Source organism: Streptomyces angustmyceticus, assembly GCF_019933235.1.
GTDB lineage: Bacteria > Actinomycetota > Actinomycetes > Streptomycetales > Streptomycetaceae > Streptomyces > Streptomyces angustmyceticus.
On the sequence record NZ_CP082945.1, the window covers coordinates 6,627,539 to 6,642,965 of the forward strand.

At 72.1% G+C, this 15,427-nt stretch carries 18 protein-coding genes and 2 tRNA genes; 15 read left to right on the forward strand and 5 right to left on the reverse strand.

Going from position 1 to position 15,427, the window contains the following annotated elements:
• Positions 1-152 precede the first annotated feature (152 nt).
• Genes K7396_RS29600 through K7396_RS29610 form a run of 3 tightly spaced genes read left to right on the forward strand, consistent with a single transcriptional unit; the run spans position 153 to position 2,907 of the window.
• Complete coding sequence (locus K7396_RS29600; protein WP_143589229.1) at positions 153-1,220, forward strand: chorismate-binding protein; 1,068 nt, start codon at positions 153-155, stop codon at positions 1,218-1,220.
• Positions 1,217-2,041: an aminotransferase class IV gene (locus tag K7396_RS29605; RefSeq protein ID WP_086720925.1), complete on the forward strand. Its 825-nt coding sequence runs from the start codon at positions 1,217-1,219 to the stop codon at positions 2,039-2,041. The genes K7396_RS29600 and K7396_RS29605 overlap by 4 nt, the downstream gene beginning before the upstream one ends.
• Positions 2,042-2,076: 35 nt before the next feature.
• Positions 2,077-2,907, forward strand: coding sequence for a GNAT family N-acetyltransferase (locus tag K7396_RS29610; protein WP_086720926.1), 831 nt, complete (start codon positions 2,077-2,079; stop codon positions 2,905-2,907).
• A gap of 49 nt (positions 2,908-2,956) precedes the next feature.
• Here the strand turns inward: K7396_RS29610 and K7396_RS29615 are convergent, their stop codons facing one another.
• Positions 2,957-3,484, reverse strand: a complete 528-nt coding sequence (locus K7396_RS29615) for a DsbA family protein (protein WP_107421251.1) — start codon at positions 3,482-3,484, stop codon at positions 2,957-2,959.
• Between the two features lie 190 nt (positions 3,485-3,674).
• Between K7396_RS29615 and K7396_RS29620 the strand changes: the two genes are divergently transcribed.
• Positions 3,675-4,124 (forward strand): hypothetical protein, encoded by a 450-nt coding sequence (locus K7396_RS29620; RefSeq protein WP_086720938.1) that lies wholly within the window; start codon positions 3,675-3,677, stop codon positions 4,122-4,124.
• A 68-nt stretch (positions 4,125-4,192) separates the two neighbouring features.
• Complete coding sequence (locus tag K7396_RS29625; RefSeq protein WP_018087659.1) at positions 4,193-4,348, forward strand: hypothetical protein; 156 nt, start codon at positions 4,193-4,195, stop codon at positions 4,346-4,348.
• 47 nt (positions 4,349-4,395) lie between these two features.
• On the opposite strand, the gene K7396_RS29630 is transcribed toward K7396_RS29625, so the two are convergent.
• Together K7396_RS29630 and K7396_RS29635 are read right to left on the reverse strand one after the other, a co-directional pair.
• Complete coding sequence (locus tag K7396_RS29630; RefSeq protein ID WP_086720927.1) at positions 4,396-4,965, reverse strand: CGNR zinc finger domain-containing protein; 570 nt, start codon at positions 4,963-4,965, stop codon at positions 4,396-4,398.
• Between the two features lie 227 nt (positions 4,966-5,192).
• The gene (locus K7396_RS29635) at positions 5,193-5,606 is read right to left on the reverse strand and encodes an SsgA family sporulation/cell division regulator (protein WP_003959770.1); all 414 of its coding nucleotides are present in this window, start codon (positions 5,604-5,606) and stop codon (positions 5,193-5,195) included.
• 190 nt (positions 5,607-5,796) lie between these two features.
• Between K7396_RS29635 and K7396_RS29640 the strand changes: the two genes are divergently transcribed.
• The 4 genes from K7396_RS29640 to K7396_RS29655 all read left to right on the forward strand — a co-directional run bounded on the left by K7396_RS29640 (position 5,797) and on the right by K7396_RS29655 (position 7,082).
• A complete protein-coding gene (locus K7396_RS29640) occupies positions 5,797-6,228 on the forward strand; it encodes a TIGR02611 family protein (RefSeq protein WP_086720928.1) in 432 nt (143 codons plus the stop codon).
• Between the two features lie 54 nt (positions 6,229-6,282).
• Positions 6,283-6,354, forward strand: a tRNA-Val gene (locus tag K7396_RS29645).
• 86 nt (positions 6,355-6,440) lie between these two features.
• Entirely contained in the window at positions 6,441-6,902 is a 462-nt protein-coding gene (locus K7396_RS29650) for an SRPBCC family protein (protein WP_086720929.1), read from the forward strand.
• Between the two features lie 108 nt (positions 6,903-7,010).
• Positions 7,011-7,082, forward strand: a tRNA-Val gene (locus K7396_RS29655).
• A 113-nt stretch (positions 7,083-7,195) separates the two neighbouring features.
• Here the strand turns inward: K7396_RS29655 and K7396_RS29660 are convergent.
• Complete coding sequence (locus K7396_RS29660; RefSeq protein ID WP_086720939.1) at positions 7,196-7,921, reverse strand: exonuclease domain-containing protein; 726 nt, start codon at positions 7,919-7,921, stop codon at positions 7,196-7,198.
• A 198-nt stretch (positions 7,922-8,119) separates the two neighbouring features.
• Here K7396_RS29660 and K7396_RS29665 point away from each other — a divergent pair, with 198 nt between their 5' ends.
• The 3 genes from K7396_RS29665 (at position 8,120) to thrS (ending at position 11,953) form a co-directional block, all read left to right on the forward strand.
• On the forward strand, positions 8,120-8,683 hold the full coding sequence (locus K7396_RS29665) for a DUF4365 domain-containing protein (protein WP_086720930.1): 564 nt from the start codon (positions 8,120-8,122) through the stop codon (positions 8,681-8,683).
• Complete coding sequence (locus tag K7396_RS29670) at positions 8,683-9,861, forward strand: hypothetical protein (RefSeq protein WP_086720931.1); 1,179 nt, start codon at positions 8,683-8,685, stop codon at positions 9,859-9,861. Before K7396_RS29665 ends, K7396_RS29670 begins: the two co-directional genes overlap by 1 nt.
• Positions 9,862-9,973: 112 nt before the next feature.
• Positions 9,974-11,953, forward strand: a complete 1,980-nt coding sequence (thrS, locus tag K7396_RS29675; protein ID WP_086720932.1) for a threonine--tRNA ligase — start codon at positions 9,974-9,976, stop codon at positions 11,951-11,953.
• Between the two features lie 84 nt (positions 11,954-12,037).
• Here the strand turns inward: thrS and K7396_RS29680 are convergent, their stop codons facing one another.
• Entirely contained in the window at positions 12,038-12,682 is a 645-nt protein-coding gene (locus K7396_RS29680) for a potassium channel family protein (protein WP_167392830.1), read from the reverse strand.
• A 67-nt stretch (positions 12,683-12,749) separates the two neighbouring features.
• Here K7396_RS29680 and K7396_RS29685 point away from each other — a divergent pair, with 67 nt between their 5' ends.
• The 3 genes from K7396_RS29685 to K7396_RS29695 all read left to right on the forward strand — a co-directional run bounded on the left by K7396_RS29685 (position 12,750) and on the right by K7396_RS29695 (position 15,402).
• Entirely contained in the window at positions 12,750-13,307 is a 558-nt protein-coding gene (locus K7396_RS29685) for an HIT family protein (protein WP_086720933.1), read from the forward strand.
• Positions 13,308-13,432: 125 nt separating this feature from the next.
• A complete protein-coding gene (locus K7396_RS29690) occupies positions 13,433-14,200 on the forward strand; it encodes a polysaccharide deacetylase family protein (RefSeq protein ID WP_398688857.1) in 768 nt (255 codons plus the stop codon).
• On the forward strand, positions 14,200-15,402 hold the full coding sequence (locus K7396_RS29695) for a YncE family protein (protein WP_086720935.1): 1,203 nt from the start codon (positions 14,200-14,202) through the stop codon (positions 15,400-15,402). Before K7396_RS29690 ends, K7396_RS29695 begins: the two co-directional genes overlap by 1 nt.
• Positions 15,403-15,427 lie beyond the last annotated feature (25 nt).

The window sequence follows — 15,427 nt, forward strand, 5'->3', positions numbered from 1 at the left end:
GGAGCTACGTGTCCTCCGGGGCGCTTGTGCGTCCCGGCGACGTGTTGAACTCTAGCGGATTCCGGGGCCAGTACAAAAACGCGTTTGTGCAGCGTGCTGCGCTGGTCGCTCGGCACAGGCAGGGTCGGGGCCGCCGCCATAGACTCGCTGACGTGCACGACTTCGCTCCGATGGCACGCTTCGGCGGCCTGATAGCCACCGACCTGCTGGACGTGACCAGCGATCCCGCGGCCCTGGACTCCACGGGCTGGTGGGCCGTGGCCGCCGATTTCGAGGGCAAGGTGGTCTGCGCCCGCTTCGGCGACGTACGGCCCGCCACCGCGGCGGACGCTCCCGCCCCCGACGGCTGGCGCGGCCCCGTGCCCGGCGCCTGGACCAGCTCCCTGGACCGCGACGCCTATACCGGCGGCGTGCGGCGCGTCCGTGAACACATCGCGGCCGGCGACGTCTACCAGGTGAACCTCTGCCGGGTGCTGACCGCGCCGCTGCCCGACCCCGGCCGCGCCGACGTGGACGCCCTGTCCGCGGTGCTGGCCCGGGGCAATCCGGCGCCGCACGCCGGCACGATCCGGCTGCCCGGCCACGGCGTGGAGATCGCCAGTGCCTCGCCGGAGCTGTATCTGCGGCGCGCGGACCGCACCGTCGCGTCCGGTCCCATCAAGGGCACCGGCCGGACCGCGGCGGACCTCTCGGCGAAGGACCGGGCGGAGAACGTGATGATCGTGGACCTGGTCCGCAACGACCTCGGCCGGGTCTGCGCCACCGGCACGGTCACCGTCCCGGCACTGTGCGCCGTCGAGGAACACCCCGGCCTGGTCCACCTCGTCTCCACCGTGTGCGGGGAACTGGACGGGGCGAACGAGAAGACCGCCTGGGCGGACCTGCTGGACGCCACCTTCCCGCCCGGGTCGGTCACCGGTGCCCCCAAGTCCAGCGCGCTGCGGATCATCGGCGAGCTGGAGACCGCGCCCCGCGGCCCGTACTGCGGAGGCATCGGCTGGGTCGACGCGGACCGCCGCACCGGCGAGCTCGCGGTCGGCATCCGTACGTTCTGGATCGACCGCACTCCGCCCGCCGGCCCCGTGCTCCGTTTCGGCGCCGGTGCCGGGATCATCTGGGACTCCGATCCGGAGCGGGAGTGGGCCGAGACCGAGTTGAAGGCGCGCAGGCTGCTCGCGGTAGCGTCGGGCCTGCACGAGGCGACTGGAGGTACACGATGAAGATCTGGCTCAACGGAGGCCTGCAGGACGCCGAGGGCGCCCGGGTCTCGGTCTTCGACCACGGCCTGACGGTCGGCGACGGAGTCTTCGAAACCATCAAGGCCGAGCACGGCCGTGCCTTCGCCCTCACCCGCCACCTGGAGCGCCTGACCACCTCCGCGCGCGGCCTGGGCCTGCCCGACCCCGACCTCGACGAGGTGCGGCGCGGCTGCGCGGCGGTCCTCGACGCCAACCCGATGGCCCTGGGCCGGCTGCGGCTCACCTACACCGGCGGCGTCTCCCCGCTCGGCTCGGACCGCGGCGACGCCGGCCCCACGCTGGTCATCGCCCTCTCCGAGACCCAGCGCCGCCCCGATGCCACCGCCGCCGTCACCGTCCCGTGGACCCGCAACGAGCGCGGCGCCCTCGCCGGTCTGAAGACCACGTCCTACGGCGAGAACGTCGTCGCGCTGGCCCGTGCCCGTGAACGGGACGCCTCCGAGGCGCTGTTCGCCAACACGGTCGGCGCGCTCTGCGAGGGCACCGGCTCCAACGTCTTCGTCGTCCTGGACGGCGAACTGCACACGCCGCCGCTGCACTCCGGTTGCCTGGCGGGCATCACCCGTGCCCTGACCGTCGCCTGGGCCGGCGCCAAGGAGACCGACCTGCCGCTGGACGCCCTGGAGCGGGCCGAGGAGATCTTCCTGACCTCCACCCTGCGCGACGTCCAGGCCGTGACCCGCATCGACGACCGCCAACTCGGCGACGGCCCCGGCCCGGTGACCGCGGAAGCCATGCGGATCTTCGACGAGCAGTCCGCCGCCGACTTCGATCCGCGGTGATGACGGGCCCGCGCGCGGGCGAGTAGAAAGTCCTCGTGACCACTACGCTGCGCCCCGCGGGACCCGAAGAGCGACACGACGACGGGCGCCGCGCCCGCCCGTACGACATCTGCGTCAACAGCCGCCGGGTCGGCGGGATCCGGCTGACGACGGACGCCCGGTTCGGCCCGGCCGCGGGCCGGATCGCGGAGCTGACCGTCGAGGCGCCGGACCGGCACCGCGGCCGCGCCACGGTCGCCGCGCTCGCCGCCGAGGAAGTGCTGCGCGGCTGGGGCTGCCGGCAGATCGAGGTGACCGTTCCCGCCGGCGCGGAGGCCGCCGCCCGGCTCGCCGCGGCGCTGGGCTACACCGAGCGCAGCCGCACGATGAGCAAGCCTCTCGCCGGCCCGCCCCGGCTGCCCGAGGGCAGCGGCGACCGTGCCCTGAGCGAGGCGGAGTACCCCGCCTGGCGGGAGGCCGCGCTCGCCGAGCACCTCCGCACGCAGCTGGGCCAGGGCATGCCGCGCGCCCGCGCCGAGGAGCTCTCTGCCGCGGGCCATCGGGCCCTGCTTCCGGACGGCCCGGACACGCCCGACCAGGCGCTGCGCGTCCTGACGCACCGCGGCGCGGACGTCGGCAGCATCTGGGTCGCCCTGCGGATGCCGGAGCAGCCGGGCGGCTACGTCGTCGATGTGCGGGTCGCGCCCGCCCACCGCGGGCAGGGCCACGGCCGCACCCTGATGCTGGTCGCCGAGCGCGAGAGCCTCGCCGCCGGCCACACCACCCTCGGCCTGAACGTCTACGCGGACAACGCCCCGGCCCTCGGCCTCTACACCTCGCTGGGCTACCGGCCCACCGGCCACCAGCTGTGGAAGCCGATCCTGTAGCCCCGGCCGTGCGGCCCGGCTCGCTCCCGCCCGGTTCGGTCTGCCCGCCTCAGTCCTGGTCGGCGAGCAGCCGGTCGGCGATCTCCTCGATACGGGCCCGCAGCCCCTCCCGGCTCGTGCCGCCGTCCAGCCGCTCGCCGCCGATCACATACGTCGGGGTCCCGGTCACCCCGATCGCCTTGCCCTCGGCCTGGTCCGCGTCGACGATCAGCAGGTGCCGCCCGTCGATCAGCGCGGTGTCCAGCTCCTCGGCGTCCAGCCCCAGCTCGCCGGCGACCTCCAGCAGCAGCTTCTCGCCGCGCGCGCCGAGTTCCCCGCTGCGGGCCAGCACCGCCTCGATGTACGGCCAGCCCTGCCCCTGCTCGATGGCCTCCTCGGCGGCCTGCGCGGCGACGTAGGCGTGCTTGTGCTTGGGGAGCGGGAAGTGGCGCAGGCGGATGTCCAGCCGGTCGCCGTAGCGCGCCCGCAGCGCCCTGAGGTCCGCCAGGGCGGCATGGCAGTCCGGGCACTGCAGTTCGCACCACACGTCCAGAACGGGGCGGTCGGGACGGGCGGCGGAGGTGGTGGCGTCGTTCATGGGAGCCAGTCTTCCAGCCCACCGCCCGCTCGCGCCCGGAGGTACCCCCGGCCCGGACCACGACCTGCGGAGGAGTACGACCCCGAGATGTCCCTGAGCCCGTGCCGGAACATGGCCCGGGCCCGGCCGGACAAGGCAGGATGGAAGGGAGCAGAGCGCCTGCTCGCCCTTCCATCGGCAGGAGGACCGGATGCTCACCTCGACCGTCTGTGCCGCGGTGTCGGCAGCGGGCCTGGGCATCGCCGCGCTGACGGCGTACCGCAAGCGGTTCCTGGCCGCGACCCGCATCGCCGCCTTTTCCCTGATTCCCATCGGCCTGGTGATGACGGGTGTCATCGACTGGGTCACCAACATCGTCTTCAAGCCCACGGTCTGGGCCGGCTTCGGTGTGCTCGCGCTCTCCGCCGTGCTGTTCATGATCAGCAGGGGAGTGGAGCGCCGCAGGGGCGGGATCGGCAGCCGCAAGGAGCGCCGGGCCGCGACGGCCGGCCGGTCCGAAGCGGTGGCCCCGGCCGCCTCCGCGCCGTCCCTGGGCGCCGGTCAGCAGGCGCCCAAGGGCAAGGCCGCTCAGGGCAAGGGCGGTGCACCCAAGGATGACTTCTCGGACATCGAAGCGATCCTGAAAAAGCACGGGATCTGATGAACTACCGCTGCTGAGGCGCTGATCGGACGCACGGAGCCGATCGGCTGGGTCATGATGCGCGCGAGATGAACGATGAGTGCGCCCTCGCCCAAGACGACGCCCCGTCCCCCGAACCCCGCGGTTGCCTGTTCGCGCTGTCCCAGCCGCCGCTGATGCTCTTCCTCGCCGTCATCGGCTTCCTGCTCCTCCTCGGGGCGGTGCACGACCTCTTCCTCCTGTGAGGCCGCCCGCTGCCGCCGCTGTGCGCCCCGCGCGCCGGGGCGGGAGCTCAGCCCGCCGACGCCTCCCGCCGCCGGGCCCGGTAGGCCGCGACGTGCAGCCGGTTCCCGCAGGTGCGGCTGTCGCAGTAGCGCCGCGAGCGGTTGCGCGAGAGGTCGACGAAGGCGTGCCGGCAGTCCGGCGCCTCGCAGCGCCGCAGCCGTTCGCGCTCCCCGGCGACGAGGATGAAGGCCAGCGCCATCCCGCCGTCCGCGGCCAGATGCTCGGCGACCGACGCGCCCGGCGCGAAGTAGTGGACGTGCCAGTCGTACCCGTCGTGATCGGTCAGCTGCGGTGTGGTGCCCGCCGAGGCGACCAGCGAGTTCAGCTGTTCGGCCGCGCCGCGGTCGTCCGCCGCCGCGAAGATCTGCGCGAACCGGGCGCGGACCGACCGTACGGCCGCCAGGTCGCCCGCGCCGAGCGCCCCCACGTCGCTGACGTCATGACGCCGGACGAAGCCCTCGAGGGCCGGGAGGTCGGTCAGGCTGTCCGGTGCCCCGGGCGCGTCGCCCTCCGGAGCGGTGTTCAGCAGGTCGACCACCGCGTCCAGTGCGCACCGGGTGTCATGGCTGATCATCACGGTTCCGCTCCCTGGCAGGGTGGGGCCGGACGGGTCCCGTCCCCGGTGTCGTTGCCGAATGGTCGCCGACTCTGGCGCCCGGAACAAGCTTCAGCGCCGACTCCGCGGTGGGTCCGCGGCGACGACGCCGAAGTGTGCCGTATGAACTTGTCGGTCCTGCGCCGTCTCCCCGAGTCGGACGGACGCAAGCGTGAGCGGTTGGGTGCTTTCGGTAACCGGTCTGCGTCTCAGCTCTCCGCGAGGATGTGGGAGAGCTCGGTGTCGAGATCAAAGTGCCGGTGCTCCGTACCGGGCGGTACGGCGGCATCGGTTCTTTTGAGGAACGACTCGAGAGCCCGCGCGGGCGCCTCGAGCAGGGCCTCGCCCTCCGGTGAGCTCAGGGCGATGCAGACAACGCCCTGTCCGTGGCTCCGGGACGGCCATACACGGACGTCTCCGGTGCCGGTGGGCCGGTGCAGGCCCTCGGCGAGGAGGTCGCGGGCGAAAACCCATTCGACGGTCTCCTCGGCTCCGGTATGGAAGGTGGCATGCACGGCATAAGGATCGGCCGTGTCATACCGCAGGCCCGCGGGTACAGGCAGTGAGGACTCGCTCGACACAACGAGGCGCAGGTGCAGCTCGCAGCTGACCGTGGTGTTCATAAGCGCCAGGGCCTTTCGCTCAGTGTGCGCTCGGGGATTCGCACGTCGGCGAAATCGACATGCCACCTACGGTGCCGTTGTAAACCCCTCTGACGGTTTTGTGTGGCTTCAGGTACCTCTTCCGGCGGATTGCGAGATCGTCCTCGGTGGTAATTCCGCCGGAGCCGTCCCGTCCGGTAAGTTTGCGGGTATGAATACGCAGAGTAACGGGGGGTCGGGAACGGTGGAGGAGGACGCCGCTCCGGCCGGGCAGCCGCTCGGTTCGAGAGCGCCGCACTTCATCAAGCGCTCCCGGCCGCTCCACCTGAGCTGGCAGGTCGGAATCTTCGTGGTCGGCCTCGCGGTCGTGGTGGCCGGCGTGATCATGCTGCCGCTGCCGGGGCCCGGCTGGCTGGTGATCTTCGCGGGCATGGCGATCTGGGCGACGGAGTTCGTCTGGGCCCAACTGGTGCTGCGCTGGACCAAGCGCAAGGTCACCGAGGCCGCCCAGAAGGCGCTCGACCCCGCGGTGCGGCGGCGCAACATCATCCTGACCGCCATCGGCGTGATGATCATCGCCGCGGCGCTCGCGGTCTATGTCTGGAAGTTCGGCCTCGCGATGCCGTGGAACGTCTCCGAGTGACCCCGCGGTGGTCAGAAGTGCCCGCCGACGTGGGGTAATGTTGTCGGTGCGCCCGGGCGATTAGCTCAGTGGGAGAGCGCTTCGTTCACACCGAAGAGGTCACTGGTTCGAACCCAGTATCGCCCACCCCGGACGACGGCCCGGAGACTCCAAGTCTCCGGGCCGTCGCTGTTGTTGGGGCCGAGCGCCGCCGTGGGGCGCACACTGGGGGCATGCCCGCCTGGTCCCGCCGACTGCACCGCTACCGCTTCCGCAGCGTCTGGCTGCTCGACGCCTCGCCGGCCGTCGTCTACGCCGTCCTCGAACGCGCCGAGTCCTACCCCCGGTGGTGGCCGCAGGTCCGCGCGGTGGACCCGATCGACGACCGCAGCGGCACGGCCCGCTTCCGGTCGCTGCTGCCGTACGACCTGACGGTGGTGGCGAGCGAGCGCGTACGGGACCCGGGCTCGGGGGTGCTGGAGATAGGGATGCGCGGGGACCTGGCCGGCTGGGCCCGCTGGACGGTGGTGCCCGGCGCCGGCGGCACCCGCGCCGTCTTCGAGCAGGACGTCGAGGTCCGCAAGCCGCTGCTGCGGCGGCTGGCGCTGCTGGGGCGTCCGGTGTTCGTCGCCAATCACGCGCTGATGATGCGGGCCGGACGCCGCGGGCTCGCCGCCTGGCTGGCCCGCGGGTGAGGCGGCCGGGCGGGGCGGCCCCGGACCGCGGCGGAACAGGAATTTGATGGAAGCCCCGGGCGGCCTGTATTGTTCTGCTCGTTCGCGAGGGAAACCCCGCCGACACCCGGGCGATTAGCTCAGTGGGAGAGCGCTTCGTTCACACCGAAGAGGTCACTGGTTCGAACCCAGTATCGCCCACCGGGATCAAGAACCGGGCCGCCAAAAGGCGTTCCGGTTCTTTTTGTTGGGAGAACCGGTACCGGGAACTCCGCCCGGCGCCTTTCCGGCCGCCCCGAATTGCTGATGCCCGATCAGGCCGCCGCCGGGAGTTCGGGGCGCAGCGGCCAGTGCGGATCGACGGTCTCCGGGTTGCCGCTGCGGGCGAACCACGCCTGGAGCCCGCGCGCCTGGGCCGCGTACCAGACGGCCTGGCGGGTGTGCAGCTCCGCCGGGTGCAGCCCCTCCAGGCGGTCCGCGAAGCGGTGCCCCAGGGCCCGTACGACATGCAGCGCGGCGAGCGCGTCGGCCGCCGCCTCATGGGCGTCGGCCAGCTCGACCTCGTAGTGCGCGCACAGGTCGGTGAGCGTACGGCGGCCCTTGCGGTAGCGGTCGAGGTGCTTGTCGAGGACGCGGGGATCGAGGATGCGCAGCGGATGGCCGCCCAGGTACGCGCCGAGCGAGCTGGCCCGGTGCCGCTTCAACTCGCGCTCCAGGAGGGTGAGGTCGAAGGGGGCGTTCATCACGACAAGCGGGCGGCCGGCCACCGCCTGGGCGGCCAGGGCACGCGCGACCTCCTCCACCACCGGCGCGGGCCAGCGGCCGTGCAGCGCGAGGTGGTCGGCCGTCAGCCCGTGCACCGCCGTGGCGGCCTCGGGTATCTCGACGCCCGGATTGACCAGCCAACGGGTGATCCGGGGCGCGGAACGCGGTGTCTCCTGGACCACCAGGGCGGCGGAGACGATGCGGTCGCGCTCGACGTCGATCCCCGTGGTCTCGGTGTCGAAAGCGGCAAGCGGACCGTCATACCAGCACGGCATCATCCCAACTCCTCGCGCTCGTACAGGGGATGACGTGCACGCCACCCGAGCTGGTGATACCCGAGCGGTGCGGTGGTCGAACCGTCTTTGTTTGCCGACCACTTGACGCGGAGACAACCAGGGTGACGGGCCGACGCGTTCCGCCTTCTCCCCGTCATCCCCTCGCACGATCGGCACAGCCCGGAAGGCACCCCCGCGATGACGCTCGCGCAGCCCGAACCGGGCGGGCTGCCCCAGCTGACCATTCCGCAGCGCGGCTCCCTCGCCACCACGGCCTGTATGGAGACCCTCCAGGTGGGCTATCTGCACGCGGTCGCCGCCGCCGCGGGATGTTCGCTGGCGCAGCCCTTCCCGGACAACGGAATCGACTGGCACGTCAGCCATGGCGCGCCCGGCCACACCGTCGACGACGAAGTCACCATCAAGGTGCAGCTCAAGTGCACCTACCAGACCGCCCCGCGCCCACCGGGGCCGACGTTCGCGTTCACGCTCGACAACGACCACCTGGTGAAGCTGGCCCGTACGCCCGTGTCGGTGCACAAGATCCTGGTCGTGATGCTGGCCCCGCGCTCCCAGGAGGACTGGCTGCGGGCCTCGCACGACCGTCTCGCACTGCGGCACTGCTGTTACTGGATCAACCTGGCCGGCCATCCGGTGACCGGCCGGCGCAGGACCACCGTGCGGATCCCGACCGCGCGGATCTTCGACGACCGAGCGCTCTGCGAGATCATGACGCGGGTCGGGGCGGGAGGGAGACCCTGATGTACCGGCCGACCGACGATGAGGACGCGCGGCTCCCGGATCCCGCACAGCTCGATCCGGCGGTGCTCGGGGCCCTGCTGGCCCGGCACGGCTGGCGGCGCCGGGGCGGCGCCGCGGGCCGGTACGCGCGGTGGACGCCGCCCGGCGGAGCGGGCGGCACCAGCCTGCTGGTCCCGCACGACCGCCGCTTCCCCGACAGCGGGGAGCTGCTCGCCGAGGCGCTGGCGGCGCTGGCGCGGAGCTCCGCGTCCTCCGCGCGCGAGGTGCTGATGGGGCTGGCGGTGCCCAGTGACGAGGTGCGCTGGGAGCGCGAGATCCCCGACGGCGGGCCCGGCGGCGGGTACTGGGCCGCGCAGGAGCAGCTGCGCGGCGCGGCCCGCTCGATGCTGGTCGCCGGGGCGCTGGGGACGTACGGCCGGGCCGGCTACTACGGGGCGCGGCACAAGCGGCGGGCCGAGGGATTCCTGGGCGAGGTGCTGGTCGGACCGGCGGCGGCCGGACGCCGGCTGACCGCGTTCGTGCCGGTGCGCGGCGGGCGCGGCGCGGTCGCCGGGCTGCAGCGGGCGCTGCACGCGGCCCGCGACGCCACCGACTACCAGCGGGCCACCGGCGGGATGGAGGCCTTCGACGCGGCCGTGGCGCTGGGGGTCTGCCATGAGCTGGTGCAGGCGCTGATCGCGCTGGTGCGGGACGCGGAGGGGGTGCGGGTCGCGGTCGCGTGGTCGCCGGGGGAGGGTGCCCCGGCCGGCTGCCCGGCCCGCCCCGAGCCGGTGGAGTTCTCGCCCGGCGATCTGCCCGCGCTGCAGCGGGCGGCCCAGCGCTATGTGCGCGAGGAGCCGTCGCTGCCGGTGCGGGTGACCGGCACGGTGATCCGGCTGCGGCGGGAGCGGCCGGGCGGGCCCGGCACGGTGCGGCTGCGGGTGATCACCGGGGCGGACGTGCCGCAGGTGCGGGTCGCTCTGGGGGAGGAGGACTACCGCATCGCCGGGCACGCGCACCTGGTGGGCCTGCCCGTCCGGGTGACCGGGCGGCTGGAGAGCCGCGGCGGGTTCCGCCGGATCACCGGCGGCCGCGAGGTCACGCCGGTGCAGGTCGACGAGGCCGAGCGGGACCGGCTGCTGAAGTCGCTGCAGGAGAACCTGGACTTTTTCGAGGAGGCGTGCGGCGCCGGGGAATAGCGGTTTTCGAGCGGGGGGTGGTGAAACCGTTTCGCGGTCCGGTCCGGTGGCTCGGTACGATTCGGCTGCGCAGCAATCGCTGCCGAGAAGAGACATGAGTCAGGAGAGACCGGTGTCAGACGTCCGTGTGACCATCCCACGCGATTCCGAGCGGGAAGAACGCGTGGTGACCACGGGCACGACGGCCGCCGACCTCTTCCAGGGCGAGCGCAGCGTCGTGGCCGCTCGGGTGGCCGGAGAGCTGAAGGACCTGGCCTACGAGGTCGCCGACGGCGACGTGGTCGAGCCCGTCGACATCACCTCGCAGGACGGTCTGGACATCCTGCGGCACTCCACCGCGCATGTGATGGCGCAGGCCGTGCAGGAGCTGTTCCCGGAGGCCAAGCTCGGCATCGGCCCGCCGATCAAGGACGGCTTCTACTACGACTTCGACGTCGAGACCCCGTTCCACCCCGACGATCTCAAGCGCATCGAGAAGAAGATGCAGGAGATCCAGAAGCGCGGGCAGAAGTTCGCGCGCCGGGCGGTCGCCGACGACGACGCCCGCGAGGAGCTGGCCGACGAGCCGTACAAGCTGGAGCTGATCGGGCTCAAGGGCTCCGCCGCGGACGCCGCCGAGGGGGCCTCCGCCGAGGTCGGCGCCGGCGAGCTGACCATCTACGACAACCTCGACGCCAAGACCGGCGAGCTGTGCTGGAAGGACCTGTGCCGCGGGCCGCACCTGCCCAGCACCCGTGCCATCCCGGCGTTCAAGCTGATGCGCTCGGCCGCCGCCTACTGGCGCGGCAGCGAGAAGAACAAGCAGCTGCAGCGGATCTACGGCACCGCCTGGCCGACCAAGGACGAGCTCAAGGCGCACCTGGAGTTCCTCGCCGAGGCCGAGAAGCGCGACCACCGCAAGCTCGGTGCCGAGCTGGACCTGTTCTCCGTGCCCGAGGACATCGGTTCGGGCCTGGCGGTCTTCCACCCCAAGGGCGGCATCATCCGCCGGGTCATGGAGGACTATTCCCGCCGGCGCCACGAGGAGTCGGGCTACGAGTTCGTCTACACCCCGCACGCCACCAAGGGGAAGCTCTTCGAGAAGTCGGGTCACCTGGACTGGTACGCCGACGGCATGTACCCGCCCATGCAGCTCGACGAGGGCGTGGACTACTACCTCAAGCCCATGAACTGCCCGATGCACAACCTGATCTTCGACGCGCGCGGCCGCTCGTACCGTGAGCTGCCGCTGCGCCTCTTCGAGTTCGGGACCGTGTACCGCTACGAGAAGTCGGGCGTCGTGCACGGCCTCACCCGGGCGCGCGGCTTCACCCAGGACGACGCGCACATCTACTGCACCAAGGAGCAGATGGCGGACGAGCTGGACGCCACGCTCACCTTCGTCCTCGACCTGCTGCGCGACTACGGCCTGACCGACTTCTACCTGGAGCTGTCCACCAAGGACCCGGAGAAGTTCGTCGGCTCGGACGAGGCGTGGGAGGAGGCCACCGAGACCCTGCGGAAGGTGGCCGAGAAGCAGGGGCTGCCGCTGGTCCCGGACCCGGGCGGCGCCGCGTTCTACGGCCCGAAGATCTCGGTGCAGACCAAGGACGCCATCGGCCGGACCTGGCAGATGTCGACCGTGCAGCTGGACTTCAACCTGCCGGAGCGCTTCGACCTGGAGTACACCGCGGCCGACGGCAGCAAGCAGCGTCCGGTGATGATCCACCGCGCGCTGTTCGGCTCCATCGAGCGGTTCTTCGCGGTGCTGCTGGAGCACTACGCGGGCGCGTTCCCGGCGTGGCTGGCACCGGTCCAGGCGACCGGCATCCCGATCGGCGACGCCCACGTCCCCTACCTCCAGGACTTCGCCGCGCAGGCCAAGGCCAAGGGGCTGCGGATCGAGGTGGACTCCTCGTCGGACCGGATGCAGAAGAAGATCAGGAACGCCCAGAAGGCCAAGGTCCCGTTCATGATCATCGCTGGTGACGAGGACGTCGCCAACGGCGCGGTCTCCTTCCGCTACCGCGACGGCACGCAGAAGAACGGCATCCCGCGCGAGGCGGCGATCGCCGAGATCCTCGATGTCGTGGAGCGTCGCGCCCAGGTGTGACGCCCGGCAGGTGACGAGCCCCGGAGAGCGGACCGCTCTCCGGGGCTTTTCCGTGCCGCCGGCCGGGCCGCGGGACGGGCCGAGTCAGCCGGACTCGCCGTCCTGCCGGAAGCGGCGCAGCAGCCAGGAGGAGAAGGAGCCCACCACCGCTCCGACCAGCGCCACCCCGACGAACATCAGCGCCACCGCGACCACCCTGCCGCGCGAGGTGACGGGCGTGGCATCGCCGTAGCCGGTCGTCGTCAGCGTCGAGCAGGCCCACCACACCGCGTCACCGAAGGTGTGGATGTTCGCGCCCGGGGCGAGGCGTTCGTCGTGGTAGACGGCCAGACTGGCCGCGAAGCCCAGCAGCAGCGAGGTGAGTCCGGTGTAGGCCATCACCCGCGCTTCGAGGACGAGCCGCGGATGGTCGCGGCGCCGCTGCATCCGCTCGTGCATGTCGACGATCCGCAGCGGCCGCAGCAGGGGCAGGACGGTCACGATCAGGTCCAGCCAGCGGGTGCGCAGGAAGTGCCGCCGGTCGTTGCTGAACGCCAGCCGCGCCAGATATTCGATGACGAAGAAGCCCCAGGTGACGAGGGTGACCAGCTCCCACCAGACCTTCCAGCCGGGGGAGAGGCCGGGGACCAGGACCCGGACCGAGTAGGAGGTGAGGAAGAGGAGCGAGGCGGCAAGCAGGTAGGGCTGGGCGGTTTGTTCCCAGTCCCACAGCCGCTGCTCCCTGTCCACCGGCTCAGCATCGCGGAGCAGGTCGCGGTATGCGCCCCAACGACACGGCGCCAATGGGCGAAGCCATATGCTGGCCCGTATGACAAGCGAGCCGGAACAGCAGATCGGAGTCGGGACGCAGGACGCCTTCCAGCGCCTGTGGACGCCGCACCGGATGGCTTACATCCAGGGTGAGAACAAGCCGAGCGGCCCGGGGGCCGGCGACGGCTGTCCGTTCTGCACGATCCCCGCGAAGTCGGACGAGGACGGCCTCGTCATCGCGCGCGGCGAGCATGTCTACGCGGTACTGAACCTCTATCCGTACAACGGCGGCCACCTCATGGTCGTCCCCTTCCGGCACGTCGCCGACTACACCGAACTGGACGGGCCGGAGACGGCGGAGCTGGCCGAGCTGACCAAGCGGGCGATGACCGCGCTGCGCACCGCCTCCGGGGCGCACGGCTTCAACATCGGGATGAACCAGGGCACCGTCGCCGGGGCCGGCATCGCGGCGCACCTCCACCAGCACGTGGTCCCGCGCTGGGGCGGTGACACCAACTTCATGCCGGTGGTCGGCCACACCAAGGTGCTGCCCCAACTCCTCGCCGACACCCGGGCGATGCTCGCGGACGCCTGGCCCGCGTAGGACGTCCCCGGCCTCGTACGGGCCGCCCGGGGGAGCGACACGTACACGGGTGAATCGGGCATATCGCCCTCATTTTGATGAGTTGCCCCTCTAATGGGGTGGTGACTTCCCCAGATCGCCGTGCCGTGCTGCGCGCGGCCGCCTCGGCCGCGGCCGCCGGTGCGCTGCTGTCGGGCTGCGACCCGCACCGCGACGAGGACGCCCGCGCCGTACGGTCCCCGAGCCCGGCCGGTGCGGACCCGACCCCACCCGGCCGGGCCCGCACCGCCGGGCCGCCGACCCGGGTGCCCGGCCTGCCGGTGCAGTTCGCGCACGGGCCGCGGAACGGCCGCGCGGTCGCGCTGACCTTCCACGGCAGGGGCGACCCCAAGATGGCGACCGCCCTGCTCGGCGAGGCCGAGCGGGCCGGGGCCCGGGTCACCGTGCTCGCCGTCGGCGACTGGCTCGACGAGCAGCCCGCGATGGCCCGCCGGATCCTCGACGGCGGCCATGAGCTGGGCAACCACACCATGCACCACCGCGACATCTGCGCGCTGCCCGCCGCCGAGGCCTACGCCGAGATCAGCCGGTGCGCCGACCGGCTGCGGGCCCTCACCGGAAGCATCGGCAGCTGGTTCCGCCCCTCGCAGGCCCGGCGGGCCACGGACCTGGTGACCGGCCTGGCCCGCAAGGCCGGCTATCCGCACGTCCTGTCCTACGACGTGGACTCCCTCGACGCGAACGACCCCGGAGCGCCGGCCGTCCGGCGCACGGTCCTGGACGCGGTCCGGCCGGGTTCGGTCGTGAGCCTCCACCTCGGGCACGCCGGCACGGTGGCGGCCCTGCCCCCGATCCTCGACGGCCTCCGCCGACGCGGTCTGCGCGCGGTGACGACAACGGAGTTGGTGACCTGATGGCAGACCGGAACCGTACCCCCGATCGTCCCCGTCCGCGCACGCGCCACCGGGCCGCGCTGCTCGCCGTGGCCTGCGCGCTGGTGGCGGCGGGCTGTGGCAGCGGGGGCACCGAACGGGCCGGGCAGAGCCCGCGGCCGGTCGAACGCGCGCCGGTCAAGGCCGCCGGGCCGGGCCTGCCCGGGATGCCGCCGCTGCTGGACGCGCACGACCTCTACGCGGCCGACCGGCCCGGCAGGCTGGCGCCGCAGGTCAAGGACTTCCCCTCGCGGGTCTACGTCCCCAACACCGGCTCCGACACGGTCAGCGTCATCGACCCGAAGACCTACAAGGTCATCGACACCCTCCGGGTGGGGGTGCAGCCGCAGCACGTGGTGCCGTCGTGGGACCTGAAGACGCTCTGGGTCAACAACAACCGGGGCCACGACCTCACCCCCATCGACCCCGCCACCGGCAAGGTCGGCAAGCCCGTCAAGGTCCACGACCCGTACAACCTCTACTTCACGCCCAACGGGAAGTACGCCATCGTGATGGCCTCGATGGACCGGCAGCTGGTCTTCCGCGACCCGCACACCATGGAGGTCCGCAAGACCCTGCCGGTCAACTGCGGCGGCGTCAACCACGCCGACTTCTCGCCGGACGGGCGGTACTTCATCGTCTCCTGCGAGTTCTCCGGTGAGCTGCTCAAGGTCGACACCGAGAAGATGAAGGTCATCGGCCAGGAGAAGCTGCCGTTCGAGGGCGCCATGCCGCAGGACGTGAAGATCTCCCCGGACGGCAGGACCTGGTACGTCGCCGACATGATGGCCGACGGCATCTGGATCCTCAACGGCGACACCTTCGACCGGCCCAAGCTCCTGCCGACCGGCAAGGGCGCCCACGGCCTCTACGTCAGCCGCGACTCCCGCTACCTGTACGTCTCCAACCGCGGCGAAGGCACCATCTCCCGCCTCGACTTCCGGACCGGCGCGCTCATCGGCAAGTGGCGCATCCGCGGCGGCGGCAGCCCCGACATGGGCGGCCTGTCCACCGACGGCAAGGTGCTGTGGCTCTCCGGCCGCTACAACTCCGAGGTCTACGCGCTGGACACCCGTACCGGCAGGACCCTGGCCAAGATCCCCGTCGGCCAGGGCCCGCACGGGCTGGCGGTCTACCCGCAGCCGGGGCGCTACTCCCTGGGGCACACGGGCGTCTTCCGCTAGGCAGCCCGGCGCCCGAGGGGTGCCG